Origin of the sequence: Pseudomonas sp. PSPC3-2 (genome assembly GCF_049897085.1) — a bacterium.
Classification (GTDB): Bacteria; Pseudomonadota; Gammaproteobacteria; order Pseudomonadales; family Pseudomonadaceae; genus Aquipseudomonas; species Aquipseudomonas paraveronii.
In genome coordinates this window covers 266,414-291,006 of record NZ_JAFCVO010000004.1, presented here as the reverse complement: position 1 = coordinate 291,006, position 24,593 = coordinate 266,414, and the positions used below count along the sequence as shown (strand labels likewise).

Sequence of the window (24,593 nt, the reverse complement as noted above, 5' to 3'; positions counted from 1 at the left end):
TATGCAGTACGACACGCTGATTCGCCAGGCGCTGATCATGGATGGCCGCAACACGCCTGGGTATGTCGCCGATGTGGGGCTGCGCGACGGGCGTATCGAGGCGATCGGCGACTTGTCGGCGGCGCTGGCCGAGCAGGCGATCGACGCCCGAGGCCGGGTGTTGGCGCCGGGGTTTATCGATGTACACACCCACGATGACACGGTGGTGATCCGTCAGCCGCAGATGCTGCCCAAGCTCAGCCAGGGTGTGACCACGGTGATTGTCGGTAACTGCGGCATCAGCGCGTCGCCCGTGCGTTTGCGCGGTGAGCCGCCGGACCCGATGAACCTGCTGGGCCGGCGTGAGGCGTTCACCTATCCACGATTTGCCGATTACCGCGCCGCCGTGGAAAGCGCACACCCGGCGGTCAACGTCGCGGCGCTGATCGGCCACACGGCGCTGCGCAGCAACCATATGGACGACCTGCACCGCAGCGCCACGCCGGATGAAATCGCCGCGATGCGCGTGCAGTTGCGCGACAGCCTGGAGGACGGCGCCCTCGGGTTATCCACCGGCCTGGCCTACGCCAGCGCGATCAATGCGGAGACCGATGAGGTGCTGCAACTGAGTGAAGAACTGACGGCCTATGGGGCGGTGTACACCACCCATCTGCGCAGTGAGTTTGAACCGGTGCTGGAGGCCATGGACGAAGCGTTTCTGATCGGTCGGCATGCCCAGGTGCCGGTGATCATTTCCCACCTAAAGTGTGCAGGTGCGGGTAACTGGGGGCGTAGTCCGCAGCTGTTGGCGGCGCTGGAACAGGCGGCGAAAACCCATCCGGTGGGGTGTGATTGTTATCCCTATGCGGCGAGTTCTTCGACCCTGGATCTCAAGCAGGTCACCGACGCGTTTCGCATCACCATCACCTGGTCGACACCGCACCCGGAAATGGGCGGACGCGACTTGCAGGCGATCGCGGCCGAGTGGGACGTTTCGCTGATGGACGCCGCCCGCCGCCTGCAACCGGCGGGCGCGGTGTATTACGGCATGGACGAGGCGGATGTGCGCCGTATCCTCGCGCATCCGCTGTCGATGGTCGGATCGGATGGCTTGCCCGAAGATCCGTTCCCGCATCCGCGCTTGTGGGGCGCGTTTCCACGGGTGTTGGGGCATTTCAGTCGGGACGTTGGGCTGTTTCCGCTGCACACGGCGGTGCATAAGATGACCGGCTTGTCGGCGGCGCGATTCGGCTTGTCCGAGCGGGGCGAAATTCGTGTAGGGCACTGGGCCGATCTGGTGCTGTTCGATCCGCTACGCGTGCGCGATGTGGCGGATTTCGAGGCGCCGCAGCAGGCCGCGCAAGGGATTGATGGCGTGTGGGTCAACGGCGTGTTGAGTTATTGCGACGGACAGCCGAATGGCCAGCGGCCGGGGCGGTTCCTGGCACGCAGTGGGGATTTGCGGGGTGGGTTTTCGACTCTATAGTGGGCGCTCTTACACACGGAGCGGTTGCCATGCACTTAGGAAAAGTCACCCCCATCCTGCGGATTTTCGACGAGGCCAAGGCGTTGGCGTTCTATGTCGACTTTTTGGGGTTCACGGTCGATTGGCAGCACCGCTTCGAGGCGAATTTTCCGTTGTACCTGCAGGTGTCGTTGGGTGAGTGCGTGCTGCATTTGTCCGAACACCATGGCGATGCTTCGCCGGGTGCGGCGGTGCGGATTCAGGCGCAGGGCATCGACGCCTATCAGCAGCAATTGCAGGGCAAGGACTATCGTTTTGCCAAGCCAGGCGTTGAAGAAATGCCCTGGGGTTCGCGGGAGATGAGCATCCACGATCCGTTTGGCAATCGGCTGGTGTTTGTCGAGGAGGGCGAGGGCTGAGGGGTAAAGCGCAGGCAATAAAAAACCGCCTTAGTAGGGCGGTTTTTTTTGTGCAAGCCCAGTGAGTGACTGGGGTTGCGTTCTAACAGGAAGCGTTGACCCGCATCCAAAGGCTCACATGTTCCGGTAAGTGCGCTGGAGGTAAGGCCCAACTCATGGAGGGCCGAGTATGTCTAAGTTTGCACGACATACGTGGAACCTCGTCGTGAATGCCTGTGGCGAGGGAGCTTGCTCCCGGTGGTTCAAAGCGGCCCCTACTCAAGTTGATTCAGGTAACGGTTTGGGCTGCTGCGCAGCCCAACGGGAGCAAGCTCCCTCGCCACAATGATTGCGCTTTACACCCGGAAGTGGCTGACCATCTGCTGCAACTGGCTACCCAGCCGTGCCAGTTCCACGCTCGACTTGGCCGTCTCGTCGCTCGCGGTGGCGGTCTGTTCCGACACGTCACGCACGTTGATGATGCTGCGGCTGATTTCTTCGGCCACGGCGCTTTGCTCTTCGGCTGCCGCTGCAATCTGCTGGTTCATCGACTGGATATTCGACACCGTGCGGGTGATGTTTTCCAGGGATACGCCGGCCTTGCGCGTCAGCTCGACACTGCTGTCGGTGAGGCTGCGGCTGTTGTTCATCACCGCGGCCACCTGCTGGGTGCCGTTCTGCAAGCCGGCCACCAGGCCTTCGATTTCTTCGGTGGATTTCTGCGTGCGTTGGGCCAGGCCACGCACTTCGTCGGCGACGACGGCAAAGCCACGTCCGGCTTCACCGGCACGCGCGGCTTCAATCGCGGCATTGAGCGCCAGCAGGTTGGTCTGTTCGGCTACGGCCTTGATCACGTCCATTACGCTGCCGATCTTGTTGCTCTCTTGTTGCAGATGGCTCATGGCGTCGGTCGAACGCGCCACTTCGGCGGCCAGGCGTTCGATCTGGGCGATGGCTTCAGCCACCACTTTGTCGCCTGCGCGGGCTTGTCCATCGGCATCGGCCGCGGCCCGGGAGGCCTGCTCGGCGTTGCGCGCGACTTCCTGCACGGTGGCGGTCATTTCGTGCATGGCGGTGGCGACTTGATCGGTCTCGATCTTCTGGCTGTTCACACCGGCGCTGGTCTGCTCGGTCACGGCCGACAACTCTTCGGCGGCGCTGGCGATTTGGGTCACGCCGTCGCGAATACCGCTGATCAATTCGCGCAGGGTCGTGCCCATGCGCTGGATGCCTTGTTGCAGCACGCCCAGTTCATCACGACGGGTGACCTGGATATTGTGGCTCAGGTCGCCGGAGGCAATGCGTTCCACCACGGCCAGGGTTTCCTGGATCGGGCGCGTGATCTGGCGGGTGATGACGAGCGCCGCGATGATGCCGACCAGCAACGCCAGCAAGGTGCTGATCAATTGCAGGCTGCGGGCCTGGGCGCTTTCGGCGTCGCGACGTGCGAGTTGGATGTCGTAGAGCTTGTCGCTGATGGTGACGATGTCGGCACCTTGGGTGGTCATTTCGGCGCGTGCTGAGACGATATTGGCGTTAGCCGCTTTGTAGTTCTGCACCGCACTGCGGTAGGCGCCGAGGGCGCTTTCCAGTGCGCTGAGCGCGGCCTGTTGGCTGCTGCCGAACACAGCGCCGAGGCCTTTCAGGCCGTTGATGGCTTTTTCGATTTGTGCGGCGGCGCGGGCTTCGGTGTCGGCGTTGACATTGCCGGTGTAGCCGCGCACTTCGTAGCGGGCCAACTGGAACTCTTGCTTGGCATGGGTCACGGCCTGGTACTGGGTGAAGCGCTCGGGGCTGTCGGGCACCTGCTGCACACTGCTGTCCAGCGCGTCGATCTGGGCGTTGGCGATGTCGGCCTTATCACCCATGACCTGGCGCGCAGCATTGCCGTTACGGTAGGCCTCACGCATTTTGTTCAGCGATTGCTGATAAGCCGTGATGACGGCTTTCTGGTCGTTGAGCAGCTTGCGGTTTTCCGGGCTCTTGAAGCTGTCCAGGAGTTTTTGCTGCTGGGCGGTGAAGGCATCCAGGCTGGTCTGTACGTTCTGGGCCACGCTCTCATCGCCGTTGGCGAGCATGTATTGCAGGCGCACGATGCGCAGCTTGGTCAGGGCGGCATTGAGTTGGGTGATGTCGCTCATCCAGTTGCTGCGGTCGATCAGGCTGCCCAGGCTGGTCCAGCCGGTCAGCGCGAGGATCGAGGTGAGGACAAGCACCAGGCCGAAGCCCAGGCCTAGTTTGAGGTTGACGCTGATGTTACCGAACCAGCTGTTCATCGAGTGCTCCGCAAAAATGATGTTTGTCTGCTGGACGGTATTGTTGTTTGAGCCAGCCAAGGTGTTTAGGCGGTATCGGCGGGCGCACGGGAAACTGAAACGTTTAATTAGTTATTGCGATGTACGGGGCCCGGCATCACCGATCACCGACGCCAGGCAGGCATGACGTGGCGGGCGCTCATCCCGTACTCACATTCTGTGCTAGTCTGCTGGCCCTTTTAGTTCTGGGCGGTGCGGGAAAACAGTGTTTTCAGCGCTGCTCTACAGCGGAGCCTCTTCATGTCCGACGTTAATCTGTCCACCGACGAAACCCGCGTCAGCTACGGTATCGGCCGTCAGTTGGGCGACCAACTGCGCGACAACCCACCACCGGGCGTAAGCCTGGACGCGATCCTGGCTGGCCTGACCGACGCGTTCGCCGGCAAGCCAAGCCGTGTTGATCAAGAACAAATGGCTGCCAGCTTCAAGGTCATCCGCGAAATCATGCAAGCCGAAGCGGCTGCCAAGGCTGAAGCCGCAGCAGGCGAGGGCCTTGCGTTCCTGGCGGAAAACGCCAAGCGTGATGGCATCACCACTCTGGCTTCCGGCCTGCAATTCGAAGTGCTGACTGCCGGTGAAGGCGCCAAGCCGACCCGTGAAGACCAAGTGCGCACTCACTACCACGGCACCCTGGTCGACGGCACGGTGTTCGACAGCTCCTACGAGCGCGGCCAGCCTGCAGAATTCCCGGTTGGCGGCGTGATCGCTGGCTGGACTGAAGCCCTGCAACTGATGAATGCCGGCAGCAAATGGCGCCTGTACGTGCCGAGCGAACTGGCTTACGGCGCTCAAGGCGTTGGCAGCATTCCGCCGCACAGCGTTCTGGTGTTTGACGTCGAGCTGCTCGACGTTCTGTAAGACCTGCTGATTACCTGTTGGGAAGAGCCTGCTCGCCCCAACAGGGTTTTGCGCGGTTGCTCATGGGTGAAACTTGCCATTGGGCTCCGTCACCGGGCGCAACGCTCGGGCATAGCAGAACAGAAACAGATCGCGCACCACTTCCTTCAGTACACCGGGTTCACTGGAACTCAGGCCATTCACGTCCAAGTCGCCCTGGTCCTGCAGTTCATTGAGCGCTTCTTCCTCCAGCACCGCACAGACTTCCCCGGTTTCCCGATGAAGGATCCGTAGGTAAGGGTGTGGGCGGTCCAGCCAGGCATCTATCAAATAAGTCATGGTCGTTCTCCTTGATAAGTTTCAATGAGAATAATTCTTATTCGTAGAATAGCAAGTGCCTATTGGCGGTTTCTGGTTTTTTCTGTGTGGGTATTGCGCGCGATCAACAGCGAGGGCGAAACGCCATCCCACGGCGGGCGCGGGATGGAAGCCGCAGGATCAGACCTTGCGGACGAACTCGGACTTGAGTTTCATCGGGCCGATACCGTCGATCTTGCAGTCGATATCGTGATCGCCGTCGCACAGGCGGATGTTCTTGACCTTGGTGCCGACCTTGACCACCAGGGAGGTGCCCTTGACCTTGAGGTCTTTGATCACGGTGATGGTGTCGCCGTCCTGCAGGACGTTGCCCACAGAGTCTTTCTTCACGGTTTCATCGCCGGCCACTTCGGCCTCGCCAGTGGCGGACCACTCATGGGCGCATTCCGGGCAGATCAGTTGGGCGCCGTCTTCGTAGGTGAATTCGGAATTGCATTTCGGGCAGGGTGGCAAAGTGCTCACTAAAGCTCCTTAAAGGTCAGGATGGCTAAAGTCGCACATTATATAGGGAATTGTAGGGAGGCAGGGCGCGGTCTTGGATTGGTAATACAAACTAAATGTGGGAGGGGGCTTGCCCCCGATGGCGGTATTCCAGTCGATACAGTTGGCGACTGATACTCCGCTATCGGGGGCAAGCCCCTCCCACATTTGGTATTTCTAGTGCGTGCGCGCGACCGCGAATTCACTCAGCTCAACCAGGGCGTCCCGGTATTCGCTGGCGGGGAGGGCGTCCAGGCATTTGATCGCACGGGCCACGTAGTCACGCGCCAGTTGTGCGGTGTAGTCCAGGGAGCCGGAGGCTTCCACGGCAGCGCGGATGCTTTCCAGGTCTTCGATCCCGCCTTTCTGGATCGCCTTGCGCACCAGGGCCGCTTGTTCCGGCGTGCCTTCGCGCATGGTGTAGATCAGCGGCAAGGTTGGCTTGCCTTCGGCCAGGTCGTCACCGACGTTCTTGCCCAGGGTTTCGGCGTCGCCACGGTAGTCGAGCAGGTCATCTACCAGTTGGAACGCCACGCCCAAGTGATCGCCAAAGGTGCGCAGGGCTTCGGCCTGTTCGGCCGTGGCTTCGCATAGGGCAGCGGCGCTGTGGGTCGAGGCTTCGAAGAGCATCGCGGTTTTGCCGCGAATCACTTCCATGTAGGTTTCTTCGGTGGTGCTGGCGTCACGCACCTTCGACAACTGCAGCACTTCGCCTTCGGCGATGATGCGCGTGGCCTGGGAAAGAATCTTCATCACCTGCATCGAGCCCAGTTCGACCATCATTTCGAACGAGCGCGAATACAGGAAGTCGCCGACCAGCACGCTCGGGGCGTTGCCCCACATGGCGTTGGCGGTCTCGCGACCACGGCGCATGCCGGACATGTCGACCACGTCGTCATGCAGCAGGGTCGCGGTGTGCAGGAATTCGATAGTGGCGGCCAGCAGGCGCAGGTCATCGCCTTCGCGGCCCAGGGCCTTGCCGCACAGCAACACTAATAAAGGACGCAGGCGCTTACCGCCCGCCGACGTAATGTAGTCGCCAATTTTGGAGACCAGCGGCACTTTAGACGTCAGCTGCTGCTTGATGATGCCGTCGACGGCGCTAAAATCGTCCGCGACCGCGCGGTAGAAAGCTTGGGGTTGCATCAGCGACAGTCGCTCCAGAAGGGTTGCGCGGCATGCTAGGACCCTGACCCCGCAGTGTCAAGGCGCGATAGACAGCCTCTTGCAACGCGTCAACGCCTTGCGTACAATCGCGCACCCTGAACTTCCTGGGCAGCACCTGCCTTACGCAATTGCATTCGGGACGTCCATCCCATGCAGCCATGCCAGCCAATACCTCTTCTTATAAAGCGCTGGGTGAGCAGGATTATCGGAGAAATACCATGTCGTATGCAGTAATTGTTACTGGTGGCAAGCAATACAAGGTCGCCCCAGGTGAATACCTGAAGATCGAAAAACTGGAAATCGCTACCGGCGAATCCGTTACTTTTGATCGCGTTCTGTTGGTCGCCAATGGCGATGACGTGAACATCGGCGCTCCAGTTGTTCCTGGCGCTACCGTTGTGGCTGAAGTGATCTCCCAAGGTCGTCACGATAAAGTCCGCATCATCAAGTTCCGTCGTCGTAAGCACCACATGAAGCGTATGGGCCACCGCCAGTGGTACACCGAGATCAAAATCACCGGTATTCAGGCTTAATTTCAGCCTAATCCTCACTAGGAGAATTGACTCATGGCACACAAAAAAGCTGGTGGTAGTACCCGTAACGGTCGCGACTCAGAAGCCAAACGCCTTGGCGTGAAGATGTATGGCGGCCAGGTTATCATTCCGGGCAACATCATCGTGCGTCAGCGCGGCACCCAATTCCACGCCGGTTACGGTGTTGGCATGGGTAAAGATCACACTCTGTTCGCTAAAATCGACGGCGTGATCAAGTTCGAAGTAAAAGGCGCCTTCGGTCGCCGTTACGTGAGCATTGTCCCGAAGACTGAAGTCGTCGCGGCATAATTACGTAGTTGCTGGAAAAGCCCTGTCTCGCGACGGGGCTTTTTCGTTTGTGGAGTGAGTCTCTTGCAAAGCTGTTTGTAATGAGCTCAAGCGCTGGATTTGCGGTCGTTGATTGAGGTCGCTGCGCTCATTTTTGCAAGAGTCTTATGTCTTGGTTTCTTAAGCTCGTCCGTGCGGCGAGAGGCGTTTTGTTATGAAGTTCGTTGATGAAGTTTCCATCCGAGTAAAAGCAGGCGACGGCGGTAACGGTTGCATGAGTTTCCGTCGCGAAAAGTTCATCGAAAACGGTGGCCCCAACGGCGGTGACGGCGGTGACGGCGGTTCCATCTACATGATGGCCGACGAAAACCTCAACACCCTGGTGGACTACCGTTACACCCGGCACTTCGATGCCGAGCGTGGTTCCAACGGCGGCAGCACCGACTGCACCGGTAAAAAAGGTGAAGACATGGTGCTGCGCGTACCGGTCGGCACCACGATCATCGATTCCGCGACCCAGGAAGTGATTGGCGACCTGACCAAGGCCGGCCAGAAGCTGATGGTTGTGCAGGGCGGCTGGCACGGTCTGGGTAACACCCGATTCAAGTCCAGTACCAACCGTGCGCCACGCCAGACCACGCCGGGCAAGCCTGGCGAGCAGCGTGACCTCAAGCTGGAAATGAAAGTACTCGCCGACGTGGGCCTGTTGGGCCTGCCAAACGCTGGCAAAAGTACCTTCATCCGCTCGGTCTCGGCCGCCAAGCCGAAAGTCGCCGACTACCCGTTCACCACCCTGGTGCCAAACCTGGGCGTGGTCAGCGTCGACCGTTGGAAAAGCTTCGTGGTCGCCGACATTCCCGGCCTGATCGAAGGTGCTTCCGATGGCGCGGGCCTGGGGATTCGCTTCCTCAAGCACTTGTCGCGTACCCGTTTGCTGCTGCACCTCGTCGACATGGCGCCGCTGGATGACACCAGCGCACCGGACGCCGCCGAAGTGATCGTCAGCGAGCTGACCAAGTTCAGCCCGGCCCTGGCCGAGCGTGACCGCTGGTTGGTGCTGAACAAGTGCGACCAGATCCTCGAAGAAGAACACGAGGAGCGCGTCAAGGAAATCGTCGATCGCCTGGAATGGACCGGCCCGGTCTATGTGATCTCGGCCATCGCCAAAGAAGGCACCGAGCGCCTGACCCGCGACATCATGCGCTACCTCGAAGACCGCGCTGACCGCCTGGCGGCCGACCCGGTGTTCAAGGCCGAACTCGCCGAGCTCGATCAGCAGATCGAAGACGAAGCCCGTGCCCAGTTGCAAGCGCTGGACGACCAGCGTGCCCTGCGCCGCAGCGGCGTGAAGTCGGTCCATGACATCGGCGATGACGATTGGGACGAAGAAGACGTGGATGATGAAGACGGTCCGGAAATCATTTACGTGCGCGACTGATTCGTTGCAGTAAACTTAAGCGCCGCTCACTTGAGCGGCGTTTTGGTATCTGGGTATATCTGTAGTCACGAATGTAGTCACGAATAACGTTATGGGCGGCGCTGGGTCGCGTCGAGCCCTCTAACCAAGGTTGAAGATGATGCGGAGCAAAGTGGCAGGTGCGCAGCGCTGGGTCGTAAAGATCGGAAGTGCGTTGCTGACGGCAGATGGCAAGGGGCTGGATCGCGCAGCAATGAGCGTGTGGGTCGAGCAGATGGTGGCCTTGCATGAGGCCGGTGTCGAGTTGGTGCTGGTCTCGTCCGGAGCGGTTGCCGCCGGGATGAGCCGCCTCGGCTGGACCGCGCGACCCAGCGCGATGCACGAACTGCAAGCCGCTGCCGCGATCGGCCAGATGGGCCTGGTGCAAGCCTGGGAATCCAGCTTCGCCGAGCACGGCCTTCACACGGCGCAGATCCTGCTGACCCACGACGACCTGTCCGACCGCAAGCGCTACCTCAACGCCCGCAGCACCCTGCGCGCGCTGGTGGAGCTCAAGGCGATCCCGGTGATCAACGAGAACGACACGGTGGTCACCGACGAAATCCGGTTCGGCGACAACGACACCCTGGCCGCGCTGGTGGCCAACCTGGTGGAGGCCGACCTGTTGGTGATCCTCACCGACCGCGACGGTATGTTCGACGCTGACCCGCGCAACAACCCCGACGCCAAATTGATCTACGAAGCCCGCGCCGATGACCCGGCGCTGGACGCCGTGGCTGGCAGCGTCGGTGGGGCCTTGGGCCGTGGCGGCATGCAGACCAAGCTGCGTGCGGCGCGCCTGGCTGCGCGCTCTGGCGCGCACACCATCATCGTCGGCGGGCGCCTGGAGCGCGTGCTCGACCGTCTCAAGGCCGGTGAGCGCATCGGTACGCTGCTGTCGCCGGAGCGCGGCATGCTGGCCGCGCGCAAGCAGTGGCTGGCCGGGCATTTGCAGACCCGTGGCACGCTGGTACTCGACGATGGCGCCGTGGCGGCGTTGTCCCAAGGCCACAAGAGCCTGCTGCCGGTGGGCGTCAAGTTGGTGCAGGGCAGCTTCCGCCGTGGCGAGATGGTGGTGTGCGTGGCGCCGGACGGTCGTGAAATCGCTCGTGGCCTGGCCAACTACAGCGCGCTGGAAGCGCAGAAAATCATCGGGCAGTCATCTGACGCGATTGTCGGTCTATTGGGTTACATGGCGGAACCGGAACTGGTCCACCGCGACAACCTGATCCTGGTTTAAACGAAAGGAATACACGATGCGTGTGATGAAGGGATTGCTCGGCCTGCTGCTGGCCATGCCATTGTTGGCCTCGGCCGAAGAGATCGGCCAGGTGTCGACGGTGTTCAAGTTTGTCGGCCCCAACGACCGGATCGTGGTCGAAGCCTTCGATGACCCCAAGGTCGATGGCGTGACTTGCTACCTGTCGCGTGCCAAGACCGGCGGCGTCAAAGGCGGCCTGGGCTTGGCCGAAGACCGCTCTGAGGCGTCGATTGCCTGTCGTCAGGTCGGGCCGATCCGCTTCAAGGGTGAACTCAAGGATGGCGACGAAGTGTTCAAGGAACGCACGTCGCTGGTGTTCAAGACCATGCAGGTGGTGCGCTTCCTCGACAAGAAGCGCAATACCCTCGTCTACCTGGTCTACAGCGACCGCCTGATCGAGGGCAGCCCGCAGAACGCCGTTACCGCGATTCCGATTTTGCCGTGGCCGACCGCTCAGTGATCCGCAGGCGAGTTTCGTAATCGGCGTCTATGATTGCAGGCTTGCGGGTTGTAATCTCGAAGCGTCGCAATGCAAAGAACATGGGATATCTGGAGTTCGTCATGAGTGCTTTCCACGACCTGAAACTCAAAGCGTTGGACGGACAAGAGCTGCCACTGGCGCCCTTCAAGGGCAAAGTTGTGCTGGTGGTCAACGTGGCCTCCAAATGTGGCTTGACCCCGCAATACGCGGCGTTGGAAAACCTCTATCAGCACTACAAGGACCAGGGGTTTAGCGTACTCGGCCTGCCGTGCAACCAGTTTGCAGGCCAGGAACCGGGTAGCGAAAAGGAAATCCAGGCGTTCTGCAGCCTCAACTACGGCGTGACCTTTCCGTTGGGCAGCAAACTCGAGGTCAACGGCCCTGAGCGTCATCAGTTGTACCGCTTGTTGGCGGGCGAGGGCGCCGAGTTTCCTGGGGACATCACCTGGAATTTCGAGAAATTCCTGTTGGGTAAAGACGGCCGAGTACTGGCGCGCTTCTCGCCGCGTACCCCACCGGAAGATCCGTCGATCGTCCAGGCCATCGAAAAAGCCCTGAGCTGATTCCCTAACCTGTAGGCGCGAGCCAGCTCGCTCCTACAGGTGTCCGGCATTTCTAAGCCTTAATCACTCCGATCAATAGTGCTACTCAGCGCGCTGCACTCGCCATATTATCGGCATCATAAAAACCGTCTTTCGTGGAGTGTTGCCATGCTTGTTCAAGCCTTGTTCAAACCGTTCCACCTCGGAGCACTGCAACTGTCGAGTCGTGTGGTCATGGCGCCGATGACCCGTTCGTTTTCCCCGGGCGGTGTACCCAATTCCAAGGTCATCGAGTACTACCGCCGCCGTGCCGCTGCCGGCGTGGGCCTGATCATCACCGAAGGCACCGTGGTCGATCACCCGGCGTCCAACGGCTATCCCAACGTCCCGCACTTCTACGGTGAAGCGGCGTTGGCCGGTTGGAAGAAAGTGGTCGATGCAGTGCATGCCGAAGGCGGCAAGATCGTCCCGCAGCTGTGGCATGTGGGCAGCGTGCGCCGTATCGGCACTGAGCCGGATGCCAGCGTACCGGCCTACGGCCCGATGGAAAAACTCAAGGATGGCAACGTGGTCGTCCACGGCATGACCCATCAGGACATCAAGGACGTGATTGCCGCCTTCGCCCAAGCGGCCAAGGACGCCCAGCGCATCGGCATGGACGGCGTGGAGATCCATGGCGCCCATGGCTATCTGGTGGACCAGTTCTTCTGGGAGGGCAGCAACCAGCGCACCGACGAATATGGCGGCAGCCTGGCCAACCGTTCGCGCTTTGCCATCCAACTGATCCAGGCCACCCGCGCCGCTGTAGGCCCGGATTTTCCGATCATCTTGCGTTTTTCCCAGTGGAAGCAACAGGACTACACCGCGCGCCTGGTGCAAACCCCCGAGGCCTTGGGTGAGTTTCTTAAGCCGCTGTCCGACGCCGGTGTGGATATTTTCCACTGTTCCACTCGCCGTTTCTGGGAGCCGGAGTTCGAAGGTTCCGACCTCAACCTGGCCGGCTGGACCCGCCAGCTCACCGGTAAACCGACCATCACCGTCGGCAGCGTCGGCCTGGATGGCGAGTTCCTGCAGTTTATGGTCAACACTGACAAGGTTGCGCAACCGGCCAGCCTGGAGAAGCTGCTGGAGCGCTTGAACAACGATGAGTTCGACCTGGTCGCCGTGGGCCGTGCTCTGCTGGTGGACCCGGATTGGGCGGTGAAGGTGCGCGAAGGTCGCGAGGGCGACATCCTGCCGTTCAGCCGTGAGGCGTTGACGACCCTGGTGTAACGGGCTGGGCTCCCGGCGGTTGTCACCGGGAGCTGTTTAGCTGGAGCGTTCAATACTCTACTGATTTACGCAGCGCTTGGCTGTGATCGGTCTTGTGCCCATCTTGACGCGCAGAGTGGTCATAGGTGGGCGGTTCTGCTCGAGACTGATCCAGCCACTGTTGCTGACGCGTCCACTCTGCCTTTTGTGTGTGTGTCCACAAGCAGACACCCCTTCTATGGCAGGTGTCATGTAGGTGGCGATAAATCGCACGACGTTCCGGAAATATCCTGTTGTGGCGTGCCGACTCCGATGGCTTTAGGTAAAAAATCCTAATGTTGAAGCCGTTATTCAGGGGGAAGGCTGGCAGGAAGGCGAACGAACTGACGTTACTCGCAGAGCGTTCAACGAGCGTAAGGCAGCGTTGGAGCGGCCAAAGGTTCCCCGCACACATCGCGTAACTGGTTCTCGAATTGCTCGATAATCGCTGGCCAGCCCTGGCGACTGGCATGCTGGCGCGCATTGAGGCGGGCTCTGCGCAAATGCTCACGGTCTTCGAGCAGCCAATTGGCTGCATCGCAGAACGCGTCCTCATCGCCGGGCATCGCCAGCACGCCGTTGTAGCCATGGCGGATATGCTGGGTCGCGGCCGCCTGGTCGTATGCCACCACCGCGAGCCCGGAGGCCATCGCTTCCAACACCACATTGCCGAAGGTTTCGGTCAGGCTGGGGAACAGGAACAGGTCTCCCGAGGCGTAATATCGCGCCAGTTCTTCGCCGCGCAGGGTGCCGCAGAATATGGCGTTCGGCAGGTCGTGCTCCAACAGCGCACGCTGTGGCCCGTCGCCGACGACGATCAGTTGCAGGCGACGCTGTGGATAAGTACTGCGCAGGGCATCGAAGCAACGCTTGAGCACGCCCAGGTTCTTTTCCTGAGCCAGACGCCCGACGTGCAGCACCGCAATATCGTCATTGCCCAGGCCCCAGCTCTCGCGCAACGCGTTATCGCGCTTGGCCGGGTGGAATAGCTGACTGTCCACCCCGCGCGACAACATCCCCAGGCGCTCGAAATTCCGGCGCTCCAGTTCCAGGCGCTGGCTGGCGCTGGGCACCAGGGTCAAGGTGGAGCGGTTATGAAACCAGCGCAGGTAGTGCGTGACCACGCGGCTCAACAGGCTCATACCGTACTGGTTCGAGTACTGCTGGAAATTGGTGTGAAAGCCGCTGACCACGCTGATCCCCAGGCGACGCGCTGCGCGTAGCGCCGACAACCCGAGCGGCCCTTCTGTGGCGATGTACAGCACATCCGGGCGCTGGCGTGTCCAGCGGCGCAGCAGCTTGTGCATCGACGACTGGCCCCATTGCAGGCCCGGATAACCCGGCAACGGCCAGCCGCGACACAGCAGCAATTCGTTGTCGCTGGGCCGGCTCTGGTCAACGCCCTGGCGCGGGCGCACCAGTTCGACCTGATGGCCGCGCGCGCGCAGACCCTCGCACAGGCGAGCCAGTGTATTGGCCACCCCGTTGATCTCTGGCGGGAAGGTTTCGGTAATTAGGGTGATATGAAGCGAGGCTGTCGTCATGACCCACAGTGTCGCTGTGGGCTGTGTCGTCGATGTGTCATACAGATGATGGATTTATGACTTGACCCCTTTGGACACCACCATCGCCTCGGCGCCTTGCTCGCGCACCCAGAACAACGTCGCCCCGGCCACCGCTGCAGGCATCATCAGCAGGTTGACCACCGGCACCAGCAGCACCAGATAGACGATGCCGCCGAAGCTCATGCTCTGCCAGCGTTTCTGGCGCAGCCAGGCGAGCATTTCATTCCAGCCCAGTTTGTGGTTGTCGGCTGGGTAGTCGATGTATTGGATCGCCATCATCCACACGCCAAAGAGCAGCCACAACGGCGCGGCGATCAGGTTGACCACCGGAATGAACGACAGGATAAACAGGCCGATGGCCCGTGGCAGGAAGTAGCCCAGCTTGCGCATCTCCCGCGCCAGGGTGCGTGGGACCATGGCCACCAGCTCGGCCCAACTGAACGATGGGAAATCATCGGTGCCACGCACCACCACTTCAACTTTCTCCGCGAGAAAACCGTTGAACGGCGCGGCGATGATATTGGCGAGCATGGTAAAGGTGAAAAACACCATCAACACCACCAGCACCACGAACAGCGGCCACAGGATATAGCTGAGGAAACTCAGCCAGCCGGGCAGCGTCGGCATCAAGGTGTCGACCCACAGGCTAAACTGATGGCCGGCGAAATAGATCAGACCGACGAACAGCACCAGGTTGATCGCCAGCGGCAGCAGCACAAACAGGCGCAAGCCGGGGCTCAACACCAGTTTGAGGCCTTCGCGCAGGTATTGCGGACCGGAAAGAACAGGGGCAGGCATGGAGAACTCCGAGCAGGATGACGAACGCGCCGACCTTACCGGCTTTGCATTCCAGGCGAAAGAGCGGCCAGTGGGACGACATCAACGGTAACAAAGGCGTCGATTAATGAGGGCGACTGCATAGAGACCGCCTATGAGCTGGATTGTTATTCCGTATTTCCTTAATCTTGCCCCCCTCTATACGCTGCACCCATTATTTTCAGGATCTGCGAGTTCAAGCCTTCCCCAAGTGCTTCGCGGTCCTTTTTTATTCCAGCCGCCTTGTAGTCCGGGCGGTCGACAGGAGTGAGTCATGTCTGATACCCGTCATTCGCGAGTGATTATTCTCGGTTCCGGCCCTGCCGGTTACAGCGCTGCCGTCTACGCTGCCCGAGCCAACCTCAAGCCACTGCTGATCACCGGCATGCAGGCGGGCGGTCAGTTGACCACCACCACCGAAGTCGACAACTGGCCGGGCGACGTCCACGGCCTGACCGGCCCGGTGCTGATGGAGCGTATGAAAGAGCACGCCGAGCGCTTCGAAACCGAGATCGTGTTTGACCACATCAACCAGGTCGACTTCTCGAAAAAGCCTTACAGCCTGACCGGCGACAGCGGCGTCTACACCTGTGACGCGCTGATCATCGCTACCGGCGCCAGCGCCCGTTACCTGGGCCTGCCGTCGGAAGAAGCGTTCATGGGCAAGGGCGTATCCGCCTGCGCGACGTGCGACGGTTTCTTCTACCGCAACAAGCCGGTCGCGGTGGTCGGTGGTGGCAACACGGCCGTGGAAGAGGCGCTGTACCTGGCCAACATCGCCAGCACCGTGACCTTGATTCACCGCCGCGAGACCTTCCGCGCCGAGAAGATCCTGATCGACAAGCTGCACGCGCGTGTGGCTGAAGGCAAGATCATCCTCAAGCTCAACGCCACCCTGGATGAAGTCCTCGGCGACAACATGGGCGTGACCGGTGCGCGCCTGAAAAACAACGACGGCAGTTTCGACGAGTTGACAGTCGACGGCGTGTTCATCGCCATTGGCCACACCCCGAACACCTCGCTGTTCGAAGGCGTGCTGGATGCCAAGGACGGTTACCTGGTGGTGCAGGGCGGTCGTGAAGGCAATGCTACGGCGACCAACATCGAAGGCATCTTCGCTGCCGGTGACGTGGCTGACCACGTGTACCGCCAGGCCATCACCTCGGCCGGTGCCGGTTGCATGGCGGCCCTGGATGCCGAGCGTTACCTGGACGGTTTGAAGGACGCTGCGCTCTAAACCGTTGAAATAAAAAAAACCGGCGAAAGCCGGTTTTTTTATGCGCGGGATTTGATGATCCATCGCTATCTCAATTTGGTAATCCAATCCCTGTGGGAGCTGGCTTGCCTGCGATAGCGGTGTGTCAGCCAACGTCTATGCAGGATTTACCGCCGCCATCGCAGGCAAGCCAGCGCCCACATTAAATCGGGTTTGCACGTTGGATCAGCGGCGAGTCAGAGGTTGCTGGTCAAACTTCACACCCGCCAAGCCGTGCTCGATCAACGCTCGAATATTGCCATGGTCACTGCCCTCAGGCGTGGCCACCACCGAACGGTAGTGTTCGCCAAACGCGAGCAGTGCGTGCTGATTGCTCAAACCTTCCAGCAATGCCAGGCCCAGGGTCTTGCACGACCCTTCGTTCTGCCCTACGGCGTTTTCCACGGTGCCGTTGGTGAAGGCTTGTGGCTTATACGCGTAACCTGCGGCAACGAAAGCCAGGGTGTCGGCGAAGAGATGTTCGCCGCTGTCGAGGCTGGCGCGCAGGGTGTTCAGGTCAGTCATGGGGTTTTCCTTTGGCGAACGCCGCGTGTTGTACGGCGCTGGCTTCTTGCTGGTATTGGGTTTTCCACTCGGCATACGGCATGCCGTACACCACTTCACGGGCGGCATCGAGGCTCAGCTCGATCTGGCGCTCGTCGGCTTCGGCCTTGTACCACTTGGACAGGCAGTTGCGGCAGAAGCCGGCGAGGTTCATCAGGTCGATATTCTGCACATCCTTGCGGCTGTCCAGGTGTGCGACCAGTCGCCTAAAGGCGGCGGCTTCGAGTTCGAGGCGTTGTTGATCGGTCATAGGTTTCACGCAAATCCAGGGGTTAGCGGCTGGCCGCCAGGGTAATCGAAACCGATTCGGCAAAGCGCAGCGCGTGGGGCTTGTCCACTTCGACTTCGGCGTACAGCACTGACTCGTTGCTCATCACCAGGTCCAGCAGTTCCTGGGTCAGGCGCTCCAGCAGGGCGAAGCGGTTGCCTTCGACGTGGGCGATGATCGCCTTGGTGATGGTGCGGTAATTCAAGGCGTGGTCGATATCGTTGTCGCGCACGGCGTCCTGGGCGGCATAAAGGATGGTCAGATTAATCAGCACATCCTGCTTGTTGAGGATTTCATCCTCGTTGATACCGATATAGGTGCGCAGGCACAGGTCCTTGACCCGGATGCGCGCCATGCCTGGTTGAAGTTGTGGCATTGCTACTTGCTCCGTCCAATCAGTTGCAGGAACTCCATGCGCGTGGTGTTCGACTCGCGGAACGCGCCGAGCATCACCGAGGTGTTCATGGTTGAATTCTGTTTTTCCACGCCGCGCATCATCATGCACATGTGCTTGGCTTCGATCACCACCGCCACACCGGAAGCCTGGGTCACGTCCTGGATGGCGTCGGCGATTTGCCGCGTGAGGTTTTCCTGGATCTGCAGGCGCCGCGCAAACATGTCGACGATGCGCGCCAGCTTCGACAGGCCCAGGACCTTGCCGGTCGGAATATAGGCCACATGGGCCTTGCCGATAAAGGGCAGCAGGTGATGCTCGCACAGCGAGTACAGCTCGATGTCCTTGAGGATCACCATCTCGTCATTGTCGGAGGCGAACAGCGCCCCGTTGACGATTTCTTCGAGGTTTTGCGCGTAGCCATGACACAGGTATTGCATGGCTTTGGCGGCACGCTTAGGGGTGTCGAGCAGGCCTTCGCGTTCCGGGTCTTCACCCAGGCCTTTAAGGATCTCGCGATAGTGCTGGGGCAGGGATAAGGTCATACAACATCCTCACAAACGGCTTACTTGATATGCCGCCCACCGTTGACGGTCAGGGTGGTACCGGTGACGTAGGGGTTGTCCAGCAGGTAACGCAGACTCTGGTAAATCACTTCGGGCCCGGGCTCGATGCCCAGTGCCGACTTGGCCAGCACCTGGGTACGGTAGGCCGCGTCGTCGCCTTCGTTGAACATCACCATCGCCGGGGCGATGCCGTTGACTTTGATCAGCGGTGCAAACTGCGCGGCAAACGACAGCGTGAGACTGTCGAGCCCGGCCTTGGTGGCGCAGTAGGCGATGTGCTGGCGGCTGCCCTTGCGCACCACGTCATCGCTGATATGCACGATGTCGGCGGGTGAAGAGCGGTGCAGCAAGGGTGAACAATGCAGGTTGATCAGGTACGGCGCAAGCATGTGCACGCGGAACATGTCGGTAAATGCACGGCTTTCGTCGCCCGGGGTTTCGGCGATCCAGGCCGAGGCGTTATGGATGATCGCGCGCAGGCTTTGGGTGTGGCGCTGCAGCTCGGTGATAAACGCGAGAATCCCGGCTTCGCTGGAGAAGTCGGCAAACACGCCGATCGCGCCCCGCTCGCGCAGTGCCTGCACGCCGGGGCGTTCGCTGCGATAGCTGAAAATCACCGAGTGGCCGTCGTCCAGCAGGCGTTCGGCACAATGCAGGCCGACGCGCTGGCCGGCGCCGGTGATCAGGATCGGGGCGTTCGTTGCAGTCATGGGAGGCTCAAGTCGCTGGCAGGTTCAAATCATACCAGCGACGAGCCGCCCTGTACTCACGCCGCGGCTTCGGTAGCCTTGGCCCGTGGCGGCGAAGGGTGCAGCCAGTTGGCCAGCAGGTGGGTCGAGAGTGGAATGAACAGGTAGACCATCAGCGGTGTGAGCGCCAGGGTGCTGACCAGCACGCGGCTGAACAGGTCCAGTTCGCTGAGCAGTGGCCCCAGGCCGAAGTTGAACAGCAACGACACCGGGAAAAACGCCAGCCAGATCGCCACCGCCTGTTTCCAGCGCGGCGGCCGTGTACCTGCGGCACCGAACCAACCATCGATGCCACGCACGCGATGCTCCGACGGGTCGGCAAACAGTTCGCTGCCACGGCCCAGCCACGCGCTGCGCGACGCGGAAAATTCCCAGGCATGCAGGGTTTTTTCGTCGGCGAAGCGGAAAATGATCTGGAATTCATCATCAAGCGGCGGCGGTGCGAGGACGCCGGAGCCCAGGTAGCCGGGGAAGTCAGTGGCCAGTTGCTCGCCTTCGCGCAGCCAGGCCATCAACTCTTCGTAGCGGCCCTTGGCCACGCGGCGCGCAACCATCAGGGTGACGGGTGAGGTAGACATTGTGTATCTCCAAATAGACGGGTGCGCTGAACCGGGTAGGTGGCGCACAGACGACGCTGCGGGGGTGTTGCAGCGACGCTTGGTTCGTTGTTGCCAATATCGGTAAGCAAGGATTATTCCTGTTTTGTAAAAATACACCAGCGGCATCGGTCCGATAGGTACACACCTTGATATACATCGCGGTAAAAGCGTTAAATGGAACTCACTTTCATACGGACGTTCTTGACCTCTGATGCCCGAAATCATTGCGCCTATTGGCGAATCTTCCTTCGCCAGCCTTGCCGACTCCGATGAGTTGCTTCCGATTCGTGAAGTGTCGAGATTGACGGGCATCAACCCGGTCACCCTGCGTGCCTGGGAGCGGCGTTACGGCCTGATTCAACCCACGCGCACCGAAAGCGGGCATCGTCTGTACTCCAAAGCCGATATTCAAACGGTTCATCGCATTGTCGATTGGATCGAGCGCGGCGTGGCCGTGAGCAAAGTGGGCAAGATCCTCGCGCGTGACGATCAGCAGGCCGCAGCCGTGCGCGTCGAGCACGACACGGTCGAGGAGGGCGAATGGCCGCAGTGGCAGGCGCGCTTGGTGCTGGCCGTCAACGCGTTTGATGACCGTCAACTGGAGCATCTGTACAACCAGGTGATTGCCACCTACCCGCTCAACGTGGCGTTCCAGGACATCCTGATGCCTCTTTGGAACGACCTGTTGCGTCATCAGGGCGGATTCGGCCAGGCCAGTGAGTGGCTGTTCTTCGACAATTTCCTGCGGGTGCGGGCGTTGCAGCGTCTGCAACTGGGGTGTGCGTCGGCGGCGCCACGGGTGTTGCTCGCGGCCATTCCTGGCGAGTGCCGTAAATTGGAGTTGCTGGTGGCGGGGCTGTTGATCTGTCGAGACGATCTGGCCGTGAAGGTGCTGGGGATGGGCCAGCCTTTCGATGAATTGACGCTGGTGTGTGAAAAGACGCAACCCGAGGCGCTGGTGCTCTTCTCCAATCACTCACACAATCAGGCGCTGATCGGGCGCTTGAATCGACTGGCGTTGACCCTGGATTGCCCGTTGTTTCTTGCCGGTGCGGCGTCGGACCTGGCCGAGGAAGACCTGGCAGGCTCCACCGTCGGTTGCCTGGGCAATGAAGGGCGCTTGATGCAACGCCGCTTGCAGCAATTTCTCCGCGGTAACCTGGATACCTGAGGTCAGGTGTGCATCTGTGGATGCATCAAGCGGTGCTGGTGCAGGATGAATTGGCGCAGGCGCTCGGTTTCATTCGCATCGCCTTGGCCCAGGCGATAGGCAAACAAGCCCCGCGCGGTTTCCCGCTCCAGCGTGCCGCGTATCGCGATGCGTTCATAACCGGAAGGGCTGAACCACAGGGCAAAGGTTTTCGGCGCCTTGATCCGGCCACGAATTTCCACCAGCACGCCCTTGAACGACACTTCATGCACCCACAGCGCACTGGGATTGCCCCTGACATTTTCCAGCGCCACCGGCGCTTCAAGTGCCAGGCGCCAAGGACGAATCATCGGCCCGTCTTCAAAAATACTCGGTACGCCCAGGCGTAAATGCACGGCATGAAACTCGTCTTCCTCCAAGTGCAGCGGGAAGGTGAGTTGCTGGTTATCGAAGTGCGCCTGGAGGGTGACGTGATCGTGGGCAGCCAGCCGCGTGAGCAAGTCGCGAAGCTGGGAACCGCCGTTGACGGTCAGGCTAGACGAGGTATCCCGCAGGTTGAGCTGGGGGTTGTGCTGCATGTTACGAATGAAATCCAACTCGTCCTGAGTCAGAAGCGCGTCGCGTTGCATTGATCTTGCTCAATCGGGAGGGTGTTAAAACGCCATTATCCGCTCTAATGAGCGCATTTTCTAAGTTTTGTTAGATCCGCTCGTCGCCTTGACCGCTGCCAGCTCGGCCTTGACCTGCGCCAACTCCGCCTCCAATTGCGCGACGCGCTGCTGGGCCTTGACCTGCAAGGTCACGTCCTTTTGCACACCGACGAAATAGGTCTGCTTGTCGGCATGGTTGTAAACCGTTGAAAGCGACAGCTCGTTCCAGAAATGGCTGCCGTCCTTGCGATAGTTGCGCAGGATTTCCCGGCAGGTACCGCCGCTGTCCAGTGCTTCACGAATGGCCATCAGCGCCGGTTGATCACGGTCGCCGGACTGCAGAAAGCGGCAGTCCTGATACAGGACGTCGTCCAGGGTGTAGCCGGTCAGTCGCTCGAATGCCGGGTTGACGTAGATCAGCGGTTTGTCCTTGCCTTCCCGTTCGGCGACAACAATACCGTCGTTGGAAGCGTTGACGACCATTTGCAGCAGCTTGGCGTTAATCATAGCGCGGTCCCGGGCGTGTTCTTGAACTGGCAGTTTATGGCAAGTCTTGAATGTTGCACGGTGTGTGCCGAAATATTTGCCCCAACTGGTAATATCCCAGGCTTTCGCTCAATGACAGGATCAGATTGATGAAAGTCGCCATCCTTTCCGGCTCGGTGTACGGCACGGCTGAAGAAGTCGCCCACCACGCTGCCGACATCCTTAACGCGGCCGGCTTCGAGGCCAGGCACAACTCGCGCGCGAGCCTGGCGGACATGCTGGCCTTCGCCCCGCAGGCTTTACTGGCGGTGACCTCCACCACCGGCATGGGAGAGCTGCCGGACAACCTGCAACCGCTGTATTCGAGCATTCGCGACCAGTTGCCTGCAGCCTGGCGCGGTTTGCCGGGCGCGGTCATCGGCCTGGGCGACGCCAGCTACGGCGATACGTTCTGCGCCGGCGGTGAGCACATGCGTGAGTTGTTCAGCGAGTTGGGCGTGCATGAAGTGCTGCCGATGCTGCGCCTGGACGCCAGCGAAAGCGTCAACCCGGAAACCGACGCCGAACCCTGGTTGGCCGAGCTGGTCACTGCACTGCGCGGCTGACCGGGAACTCCCGCAGCAACGCCAGCCAGGCCTGGGCGGCTTTCGACAGATAGGCGCCCTCACGCCAGATAAATGCAATGTCCCAGCGCAGGTAGTCGGGCGCCTTCAGCGTGAGGCGTACCACCCCGGGCCGCACCAGCCCACGAGCGACCACGCTGGGCAACAGCACCACGCCTTGACCGGCCGCGACCAGGGCCGCGAGAAAATCTGCCTGGCCGCTGCGGCCTCCTTCTTTCGGCGTAAAGCCCACCCGCTGACACGCCTGTAGTAAGCGGTCGTTCAAGACAAAGCTGCGCTGATACATCAGGAACGGAGTGTCCGCCAACTCCTCCAGGCGCACCTGGGCGTTCTGCGCCAAGGGATGGTTCATCGGCAGCAAGGCATCCAGCGGTTCATCGCAGAAGGCTTGCCAGGCGAATGCCGGGTCGCTGGGCTTCAAGCTGCCACCGACTTCCAGCTCGCCGCTCAAAATCGCCTGCTCGATGCTGCGACTGCCGCCTTCCAGCAACTGGATGGTGACGTTCGGATAGCGCCGGCGGTACTCGGCGAACAGCTCGGCAAACAGCGTATCGCCGCCCAATTGCGGCAAGCCCAGGCGCAACTCGCCACGGGTCAGGTGCTGCATATCATCCAGCTCACTGAGCAACTCGTTCTGCAGGCGCAGCATGGCTTCGGCACGTTGCAGGACGACCTGGCCGGCGGCGGTCAGGCGGATCTGCGAGCCGATGCGGTCGAGCAACGGTGTGCCCAGGCTGTGTTCCAGCTGTGCGACCTGTTTGCTCACGGCGGACTGGCTGATGTGCAGGGTTTTCCCGGCCTGGGTAAAACCGCCGCGGTGGATGACTTCGACAAAACTGCGCAGCTGTTTGAATTCCATGGGCTCGATTCCAGTTTGGAATAGTTGGCAGTCTAACAATTCGCTGTGGGGATGGAAGGGGGCTCTCTAAAATGGAGGCTTACGAGGACCCAAAGCCCATGAAACGTTTCAGCTTCAAACACGTCAGCCGTCTGCTGACTGAATTGGTCGTGCTGCTGGCCATCTACCAGCTCGGTACTCAACTGGTGGCCTGGTTGGCGTGGCCCATCCCCGGTGGCGTGATGGGCCTGGGCCTGTTGCTGGCGACATTCGCCACCGGCCTGGTCAAGCCGGCTGCCCTGCAATTGGGGGCGGGTGTGTTGATGGCGGAAATGTTGTTGTTCTTTATTCCGGCCTTGATGAGCCTGTTGGACTACGGCGGCCTGGTGCGCAATGACGGTTGGCGCATTCTGCTGGTGATCGGCGTGAGCACCCTGGCGGTCATGCTGGTGACGGCCTTCACCGTGGAAATAGTATGTCGTTGGAAGGTGCGCCATGAAGCTTGAGCTGATGCCGGTGTTCTGGCTGGCCCTGACCCTGGGCGCCTATATCTTCAGCCGCTGGATCTACCGTCGGACCGGGCGCTACCTGCTGTCGCCGCTGATCCTGGTGCCCGCGCTGCTGCTCGCGGTGGCCGTGCCGATGCACACCGCCTATGCCGAATACGCCTGCGACACCCATTGGCTGATGCGGGTGCTGGGCCCGGTGACCGTGGCGTTTGCGGTGCCGATCTGGCAGCAGCGACGTTTGCTGGCGCGGTATTGGTCGGCCTTGCTGCTGGGCATGGTGGCCGGCAGCGCGGCGTCCATCGGCACCTCGTTCGGTTTGGCCAAGGCGCTGGCGCTGGACAGTGCGGTGACGATGTCCCTGGTGCCGCGTTCAATCACCACACCGTTTGCCATGCCGATGTCTTCCGACCTGGGCGGTGTGCCGGAACTGACGGCCGTGTTCGTGATGTTCACCGGCGTGTTCGGCGCCTTGCTCGGCGGGGTGCTGCTCAAGTGGCTACCGCTGCGTACCCCCTTGGCGCGCGGGGCATTGTTTGGGGTGGGCGCGCACGGCGCAGGCGTGAGCCGGGCCCATGAAGTGGGCGGTGAAGAGGGCTCTGTCGCGGGCCTGGTGATGGTATTGACGGGGCTGCTCAACCTGTTTGCAGCGCCTTTATTGGCGACGCTTCTCTGACGCGAGGTGGCCAAATGT

At 60.8% G+C, this 24,593-nt stretch carries 29 protein-coding genes and 2 pseudogenes; 15 read left to right on the top strand and 16 right to left on the bottom strand.

The genetic code is table 11. The annotated features are described in order from the left end of the window. Position 1: 1 nt before the first annotated feature. Both ACP7CJ_RS09900 and ACP7CJ_RS09895 read left to right on the top strand, forming a co-directional pair. On the top strand, positions 2–1,465 hold the full coding sequence (locus ACP7CJ_RS09900) for an N-acyl-D-amino-acid deacylase family protein (RefSeq protein ID WP_426100208.1): 1,464 nt from the start codon (positions 2–4) through the stop codon (positions 1,463–1,465). A 29-nt stretch (positions 1,466–1,494) separates the two neighbouring features. Next, on the top strand, positions 1,495–1,863 hold the full coding sequence (locus tag ACP7CJ_RS09895; protein ID WP_426100206.1) for a glyoxalase superfamily protein: 369 nt from the start codon (positions 1,495–1,497) through the stop codon (positions 1,861–1,863). Positions 1,864–2,198: 335 nt separating this feature from the next. On the opposite strand, the pseudogene ACP7CJ_RS09890 reads toward ACP7CJ_RS09895, so the two are convergent. Together ACP7CJ_RS09890 and ACP7CJ_RS09885 are read right to left on the bottom strand one after the other, a co-directional pair. After that, a pseudogene (locus tag ACP7CJ_RS09890) lies at positions 2,199–2,795 on the bottom strand (methyl-accepting chemotaxis protein); the annotation flags it as partial. Between the two features lie 258 nt (positions 2,796–3,053). Next, positions 3,054–4,118: pseudogene (locus ACP7CJ_RS09885) on the bottom strand (methyl-accepting chemotaxis protein); the annotation flags it as partial. A 279-nt stretch (positions 4,119–4,397) separates the two neighbouring features. Between ACP7CJ_RS09885 and ACP7CJ_RS09880 the strand changes: the two are divergent. Next, positions 4,398–5,015, top strand: coding sequence for an FKBP-type peptidyl-prolyl cis-trans isomerase (locus ACP7CJ_RS09880; protein ID WP_426100205.1), 618 nt, complete (start codon positions 4,398–4,400; stop codon positions 5,013–5,015). A gap of 60 nt (positions 5,016–5,075) precedes the next feature. Here ACP7CJ_RS09880 and ACP7CJ_RS09875 read toward each other — a convergent pair whose 3' ends face one another. The 3 genes from ACP7CJ_RS09875 to ACP7CJ_RS09865 all read right to left on the bottom strand — a co-directional run bounded on the left by ACP7CJ_RS09875 (position 5,076) and on the right by ACP7CJ_RS09865 (position 6,998). Then, entirely contained in the window at positions 5,076–5,333 is a 258-nt protein-coding gene (locus ACP7CJ_RS09875; RefSeq protein ID WP_426100204.1) for a hypothetical protein, read from the bottom strand. Positions 5,334–5,492: 159 nt separating this feature from the next. Continuing rightward, positions 5,493–5,834: a zinc ribbon domain-containing protein YjdM gene (locus tag ACP7CJ_RS09870; protein ID WP_046382089.1), complete on the bottom strand. Its 342-nt coding sequence runs from the start codon at positions 5,832–5,834 to the stop codon at positions 5,493–5,495. A 195-nt stretch (positions 5,835–6,029) separates the two neighbouring features. Further along, positions 6,030–6,998, bottom strand: coding sequence for a polyprenyl synthetase family protein (locus ACP7CJ_RS09865; protein WP_247399681.1), 969 nt, complete (start codon positions 6,996–6,998; stop codon positions 6,030–6,032). A gap of 239 nt (positions 6,999–7,237) precedes the next feature. Here ACP7CJ_RS09865 and rplU point away from each other — a divergent pair, with 239 nt between their 5' ends. The 7 genes from rplU (at position 7,238) to ACP7CJ_RS09830 (ending at position 12,852) form a co-directional block, all read left to right on the top strand. After that, entirely contained in the window at positions 7,238–7,552 is a 315-nt protein-coding gene (gene rplU / locus ACP7CJ_RS09860; protein ID WP_007901869.1) for a 50S ribosomal protein L21, read from the top strand. A gap of 33 nt (positions 7,553–7,585) precedes the next feature. After that, positions 7,586–7,861: a 50S ribosomal protein L27 gene (rpmA, locus tag ACP7CJ_RS09855; RefSeq protein ID WP_017340859.1), complete on the top strand. Its 276-nt coding sequence runs from the start codon at positions 7,586–7,588 to the stop codon at positions 7,859–7,861. 193 nt (positions 7,862–8,054) lie between these two features. After that, the gene (gene cgtA, locus ACP7CJ_RS09850; RefSeq protein WP_247399679.1) at positions 8,055–9,278 is read left to right on the top strand and encodes an Obg family GTPase CgtA; all 1,224 of its coding nucleotides are present in this window, start codon (positions 8,055–8,057) and stop codon (positions 9,276–9,278) included. Positions 9,279–9,417: 139 nt separating this feature from the next. Next, complete coding sequence (proB, locus tag ACP7CJ_RS09845) at positions 9,418–10,536, top strand: glutamate 5-kinase (RefSeq protein WP_253400441.1); 1,119 nt, start codon at positions 9,418–9,420, stop codon at positions 10,534–10,536. Between the two features lie 16 nt (positions 10,537–10,552). Further along, positions 10,553–11,017, top strand: a complete 465-nt coding sequence (locus ACP7CJ_RS09840; protein WP_017847751.1) for a CreA family protein — start codon at positions 10,553–10,555, stop codon at positions 11,015–11,017. Between the two features lie 101 nt (positions 11,018–11,118). Then, positions 11,119–11,601, top strand: coding sequence for a glutathione peroxidase (locus tag ACP7CJ_RS09835; RefSeq protein WP_276194832.1), 483 nt, complete (start codon positions 11,119–11,121; stop codon positions 11,599–11,601). Between the two features lie 147 nt (positions 11,602–11,748). Continuing rightward, complete coding sequence (locus ACP7CJ_RS09830; RefSeq protein ID WP_426100203.1) at positions 11,749–12,852, top strand: NADH:flavin oxidoreductase; 1,104 nt, start codon at positions 11,749–11,751, stop codon at positions 12,850–12,852. Positions 12,853–13,235: 383 nt separating this feature from the next. On the opposite strand, the gene ACP7CJ_RS09825 is transcribed toward ACP7CJ_RS09830, so the two are convergent. Together ACP7CJ_RS09825 and cysZ are read right to left on the bottom strand one after the other, a co-directional pair. After that, on the bottom strand, positions 13,236–14,414 hold the full coding sequence (locus ACP7CJ_RS09825; protein WP_276194829.1) for a glycosyltransferase family 4 protein: 1,179 nt from the start codon (positions 14,412–14,414) through the stop codon (positions 13,236–13,238). 54 nt (positions 14,415–14,468) lie between these two features. Continuing rightward, positions 14,469–15,233, bottom strand: a complete 765-nt coding sequence (gene cysZ, locus ACP7CJ_RS09820) for a sulfate transporter CysZ (RefSeq protein WP_276194827.1) — start codon at positions 15,231–15,233, stop codon at positions 14,469–14,471. 292 nt (positions 15,234–15,525) lie between these two features. On the opposite strand from cysZ, the gene trxB reads away from it, so the two are divergent. After that, positions 15,526–16,488 carry a thioredoxin-disulfide reductase gene (trxB, locus tag ACP7CJ_RS09815; protein WP_276194825.1) on the top strand — a complete coding sequence of 321 codons (963 nt, stop codon included), beginning with the start codon at positions 15,526–15,528 and terminating at the stop codon, positions 16,486–16,488. Between the two features lie 204 nt (positions 16,489–16,692). Here the strand turns inward: trxB and ACP7CJ_RS09810 are convergent, their stop codons facing one another. The 6 genes from ACP7CJ_RS09810 to ACP7CJ_RS09785 are packed head-to-tail and all read right to left on the bottom strand — an operon-like array spanning position 16,693 to position 19,625. Beyond that, on the bottom strand, positions 16,693–17,031 hold the full coding sequence (locus ACP7CJ_RS09810) for a HopJ type III effector protein (protein ID WP_426100202.1): 339 nt from the start codon (positions 17,029–17,031) through the stop codon (positions 16,693–16,695). Then, on the bottom strand, positions 17,024–17,320 hold the full coding sequence (locus ACP7CJ_RS09805; RefSeq protein WP_276194822.1) for a DUF1244 domain-containing protein: 297 nt from the start codon (positions 17,318–17,320) through the stop codon (positions 17,024–17,026). The genes ACP7CJ_RS09810 and ACP7CJ_RS09805 overlap by 8 nt, the downstream gene beginning before the upstream one ends. Positions 17,321–17,342: 22 nt before the next feature. Then, positions 17,343–17,714 (bottom strand): dihydroneopterin triphosphate 2'-epimerase, encoded by a 372-nt coding sequence (gene folX, locus ACP7CJ_RS09800; RefSeq protein WP_026140129.1) that lies wholly within the window; start codon positions 17,712–17,714, stop codon positions 17,343–17,345. Between the two features lie 2 nt (positions 17,715–17,716). Further along, positions 17,717–18,277, bottom strand: coding sequence for a GTP cyclohydrolase I FolE (gene folE, locus ACP7CJ_RS09795; RefSeq protein WP_247398018.1), 561 nt, complete (start codon positions 18,275–18,277; stop codon positions 17,717–17,719). Positions 18,278–18,297: 20 nt separating this feature from the next. Continuing rightward, the gene (folM, locus tag ACP7CJ_RS09790; RefSeq protein WP_276194821.1) at positions 18,298–19,008 is read right to left on the bottom strand and encodes a dihydromonapterin reductase; all 711 of its coding nucleotides are present in this window, start codon (positions 19,006–19,008) and stop codon (positions 18,298–18,300) included. Between the two features lie 56 nt (positions 19,009–19,064). After that, positions 19,065–19,625, bottom strand: coding sequence for an antibiotic biosynthesis monooxygenase (locus ACP7CJ_RS09785; protein WP_247398013.1), 561 nt, complete (start codon positions 19,623–19,625; stop codon positions 19,065–19,067). Between the two features lie 232 nt (positions 19,626–19,857). On the opposite strand from ACP7CJ_RS09785, the gene ACP7CJ_RS09780 reads away from it, so the two are divergent. Continuing rightward, positions 19,858–20,817, top strand: a complete 960-nt coding sequence (locus ACP7CJ_RS09780; protein ID WP_276194820.1) for a MerR family transcriptional regulator — start codon at positions 19,858–19,860, stop codon at positions 20,815–20,817. A gap of 2 nt (positions 20,818–20,819) precedes the next feature. Here ACP7CJ_RS09780 and ACP7CJ_RS09775 read toward each other — a convergent pair whose 3' ends face one another. Both ACP7CJ_RS09775 and ACP7CJ_RS09770 read right to left on the bottom strand, forming a co-directional pair. After that, the gene (locus ACP7CJ_RS09775) at positions 20,820–21,425 is read right to left on the bottom strand and encodes a hypothetical protein (protein ID WP_276194818.1); all 606 of its coding nucleotides are present in this window, start codon (positions 21,423–21,425) and stop codon (positions 20,820–20,822) included. 60 nt (positions 21,426–21,485) lie between these two features. Continuing rightward, on the bottom strand, positions 21,486–21,953 hold the full coding sequence (locus ACP7CJ_RS09770) for a PAS domain-containing protein (RefSeq protein ID WP_276194817.1): 468 nt from the start codon (positions 21,951–21,953) through the stop codon (positions 21,486–21,488). Positions 21,954–22,081: 128 nt separating this feature from the next. Here ACP7CJ_RS09770 and ACP7CJ_RS09765 point away from each other — a divergent pair, with 128 nt between their 5' ends. After that, on the top strand, positions 22,082–22,537 hold the full coding sequence (locus ACP7CJ_RS09765) for a flavodoxin (protein ID WP_276194816.1): 456 nt from the start codon (positions 22,082–22,084) through the stop codon (positions 22,535–22,537). Here the strand turns inward: ACP7CJ_RS09765 and ACP7CJ_RS09760 are convergent. After that, on the bottom strand, positions 22,518–23,414 hold the full coding sequence (locus ACP7CJ_RS09760) for a LysR family transcriptional regulator (RefSeq protein ID WP_276194815.1): 897 nt from the start codon (positions 23,412–23,414) through the stop codon (positions 22,518–22,520). The two genes, ACP7CJ_RS09765 and ACP7CJ_RS09760, sit on opposite strands and share 20 nt — an antisense overlap. A 98-nt stretch (positions 23,415–23,512) precedes the next feature. On the opposite strand from ACP7CJ_RS09760, the gene ACP7CJ_RS09755 reads away from it, so the two are divergent. Next, positions 23,513–23,899 (top strand): CidA/LrgA family protein, encoded by a 387-nt coding sequence (locus ACP7CJ_RS09755; RefSeq protein ID WP_276194814.1) that lies wholly within the window; start codon positions 23,513–23,515, stop codon positions 23,897–23,899. After that, complete coding sequence (locus ACP7CJ_RS09750; protein ID WP_276194813.1) at positions 23,889–24,575, top strand: LrgB family protein; 687 nt, start codon at positions 23,889–23,891, stop codon at positions 24,573–24,575. The genes ACP7CJ_RS09755 and ACP7CJ_RS09750 overlap by 11 nt, the downstream gene beginning before the upstream one ends. Positions 24,576–24,593 lie beyond the last annotated feature (18 nt).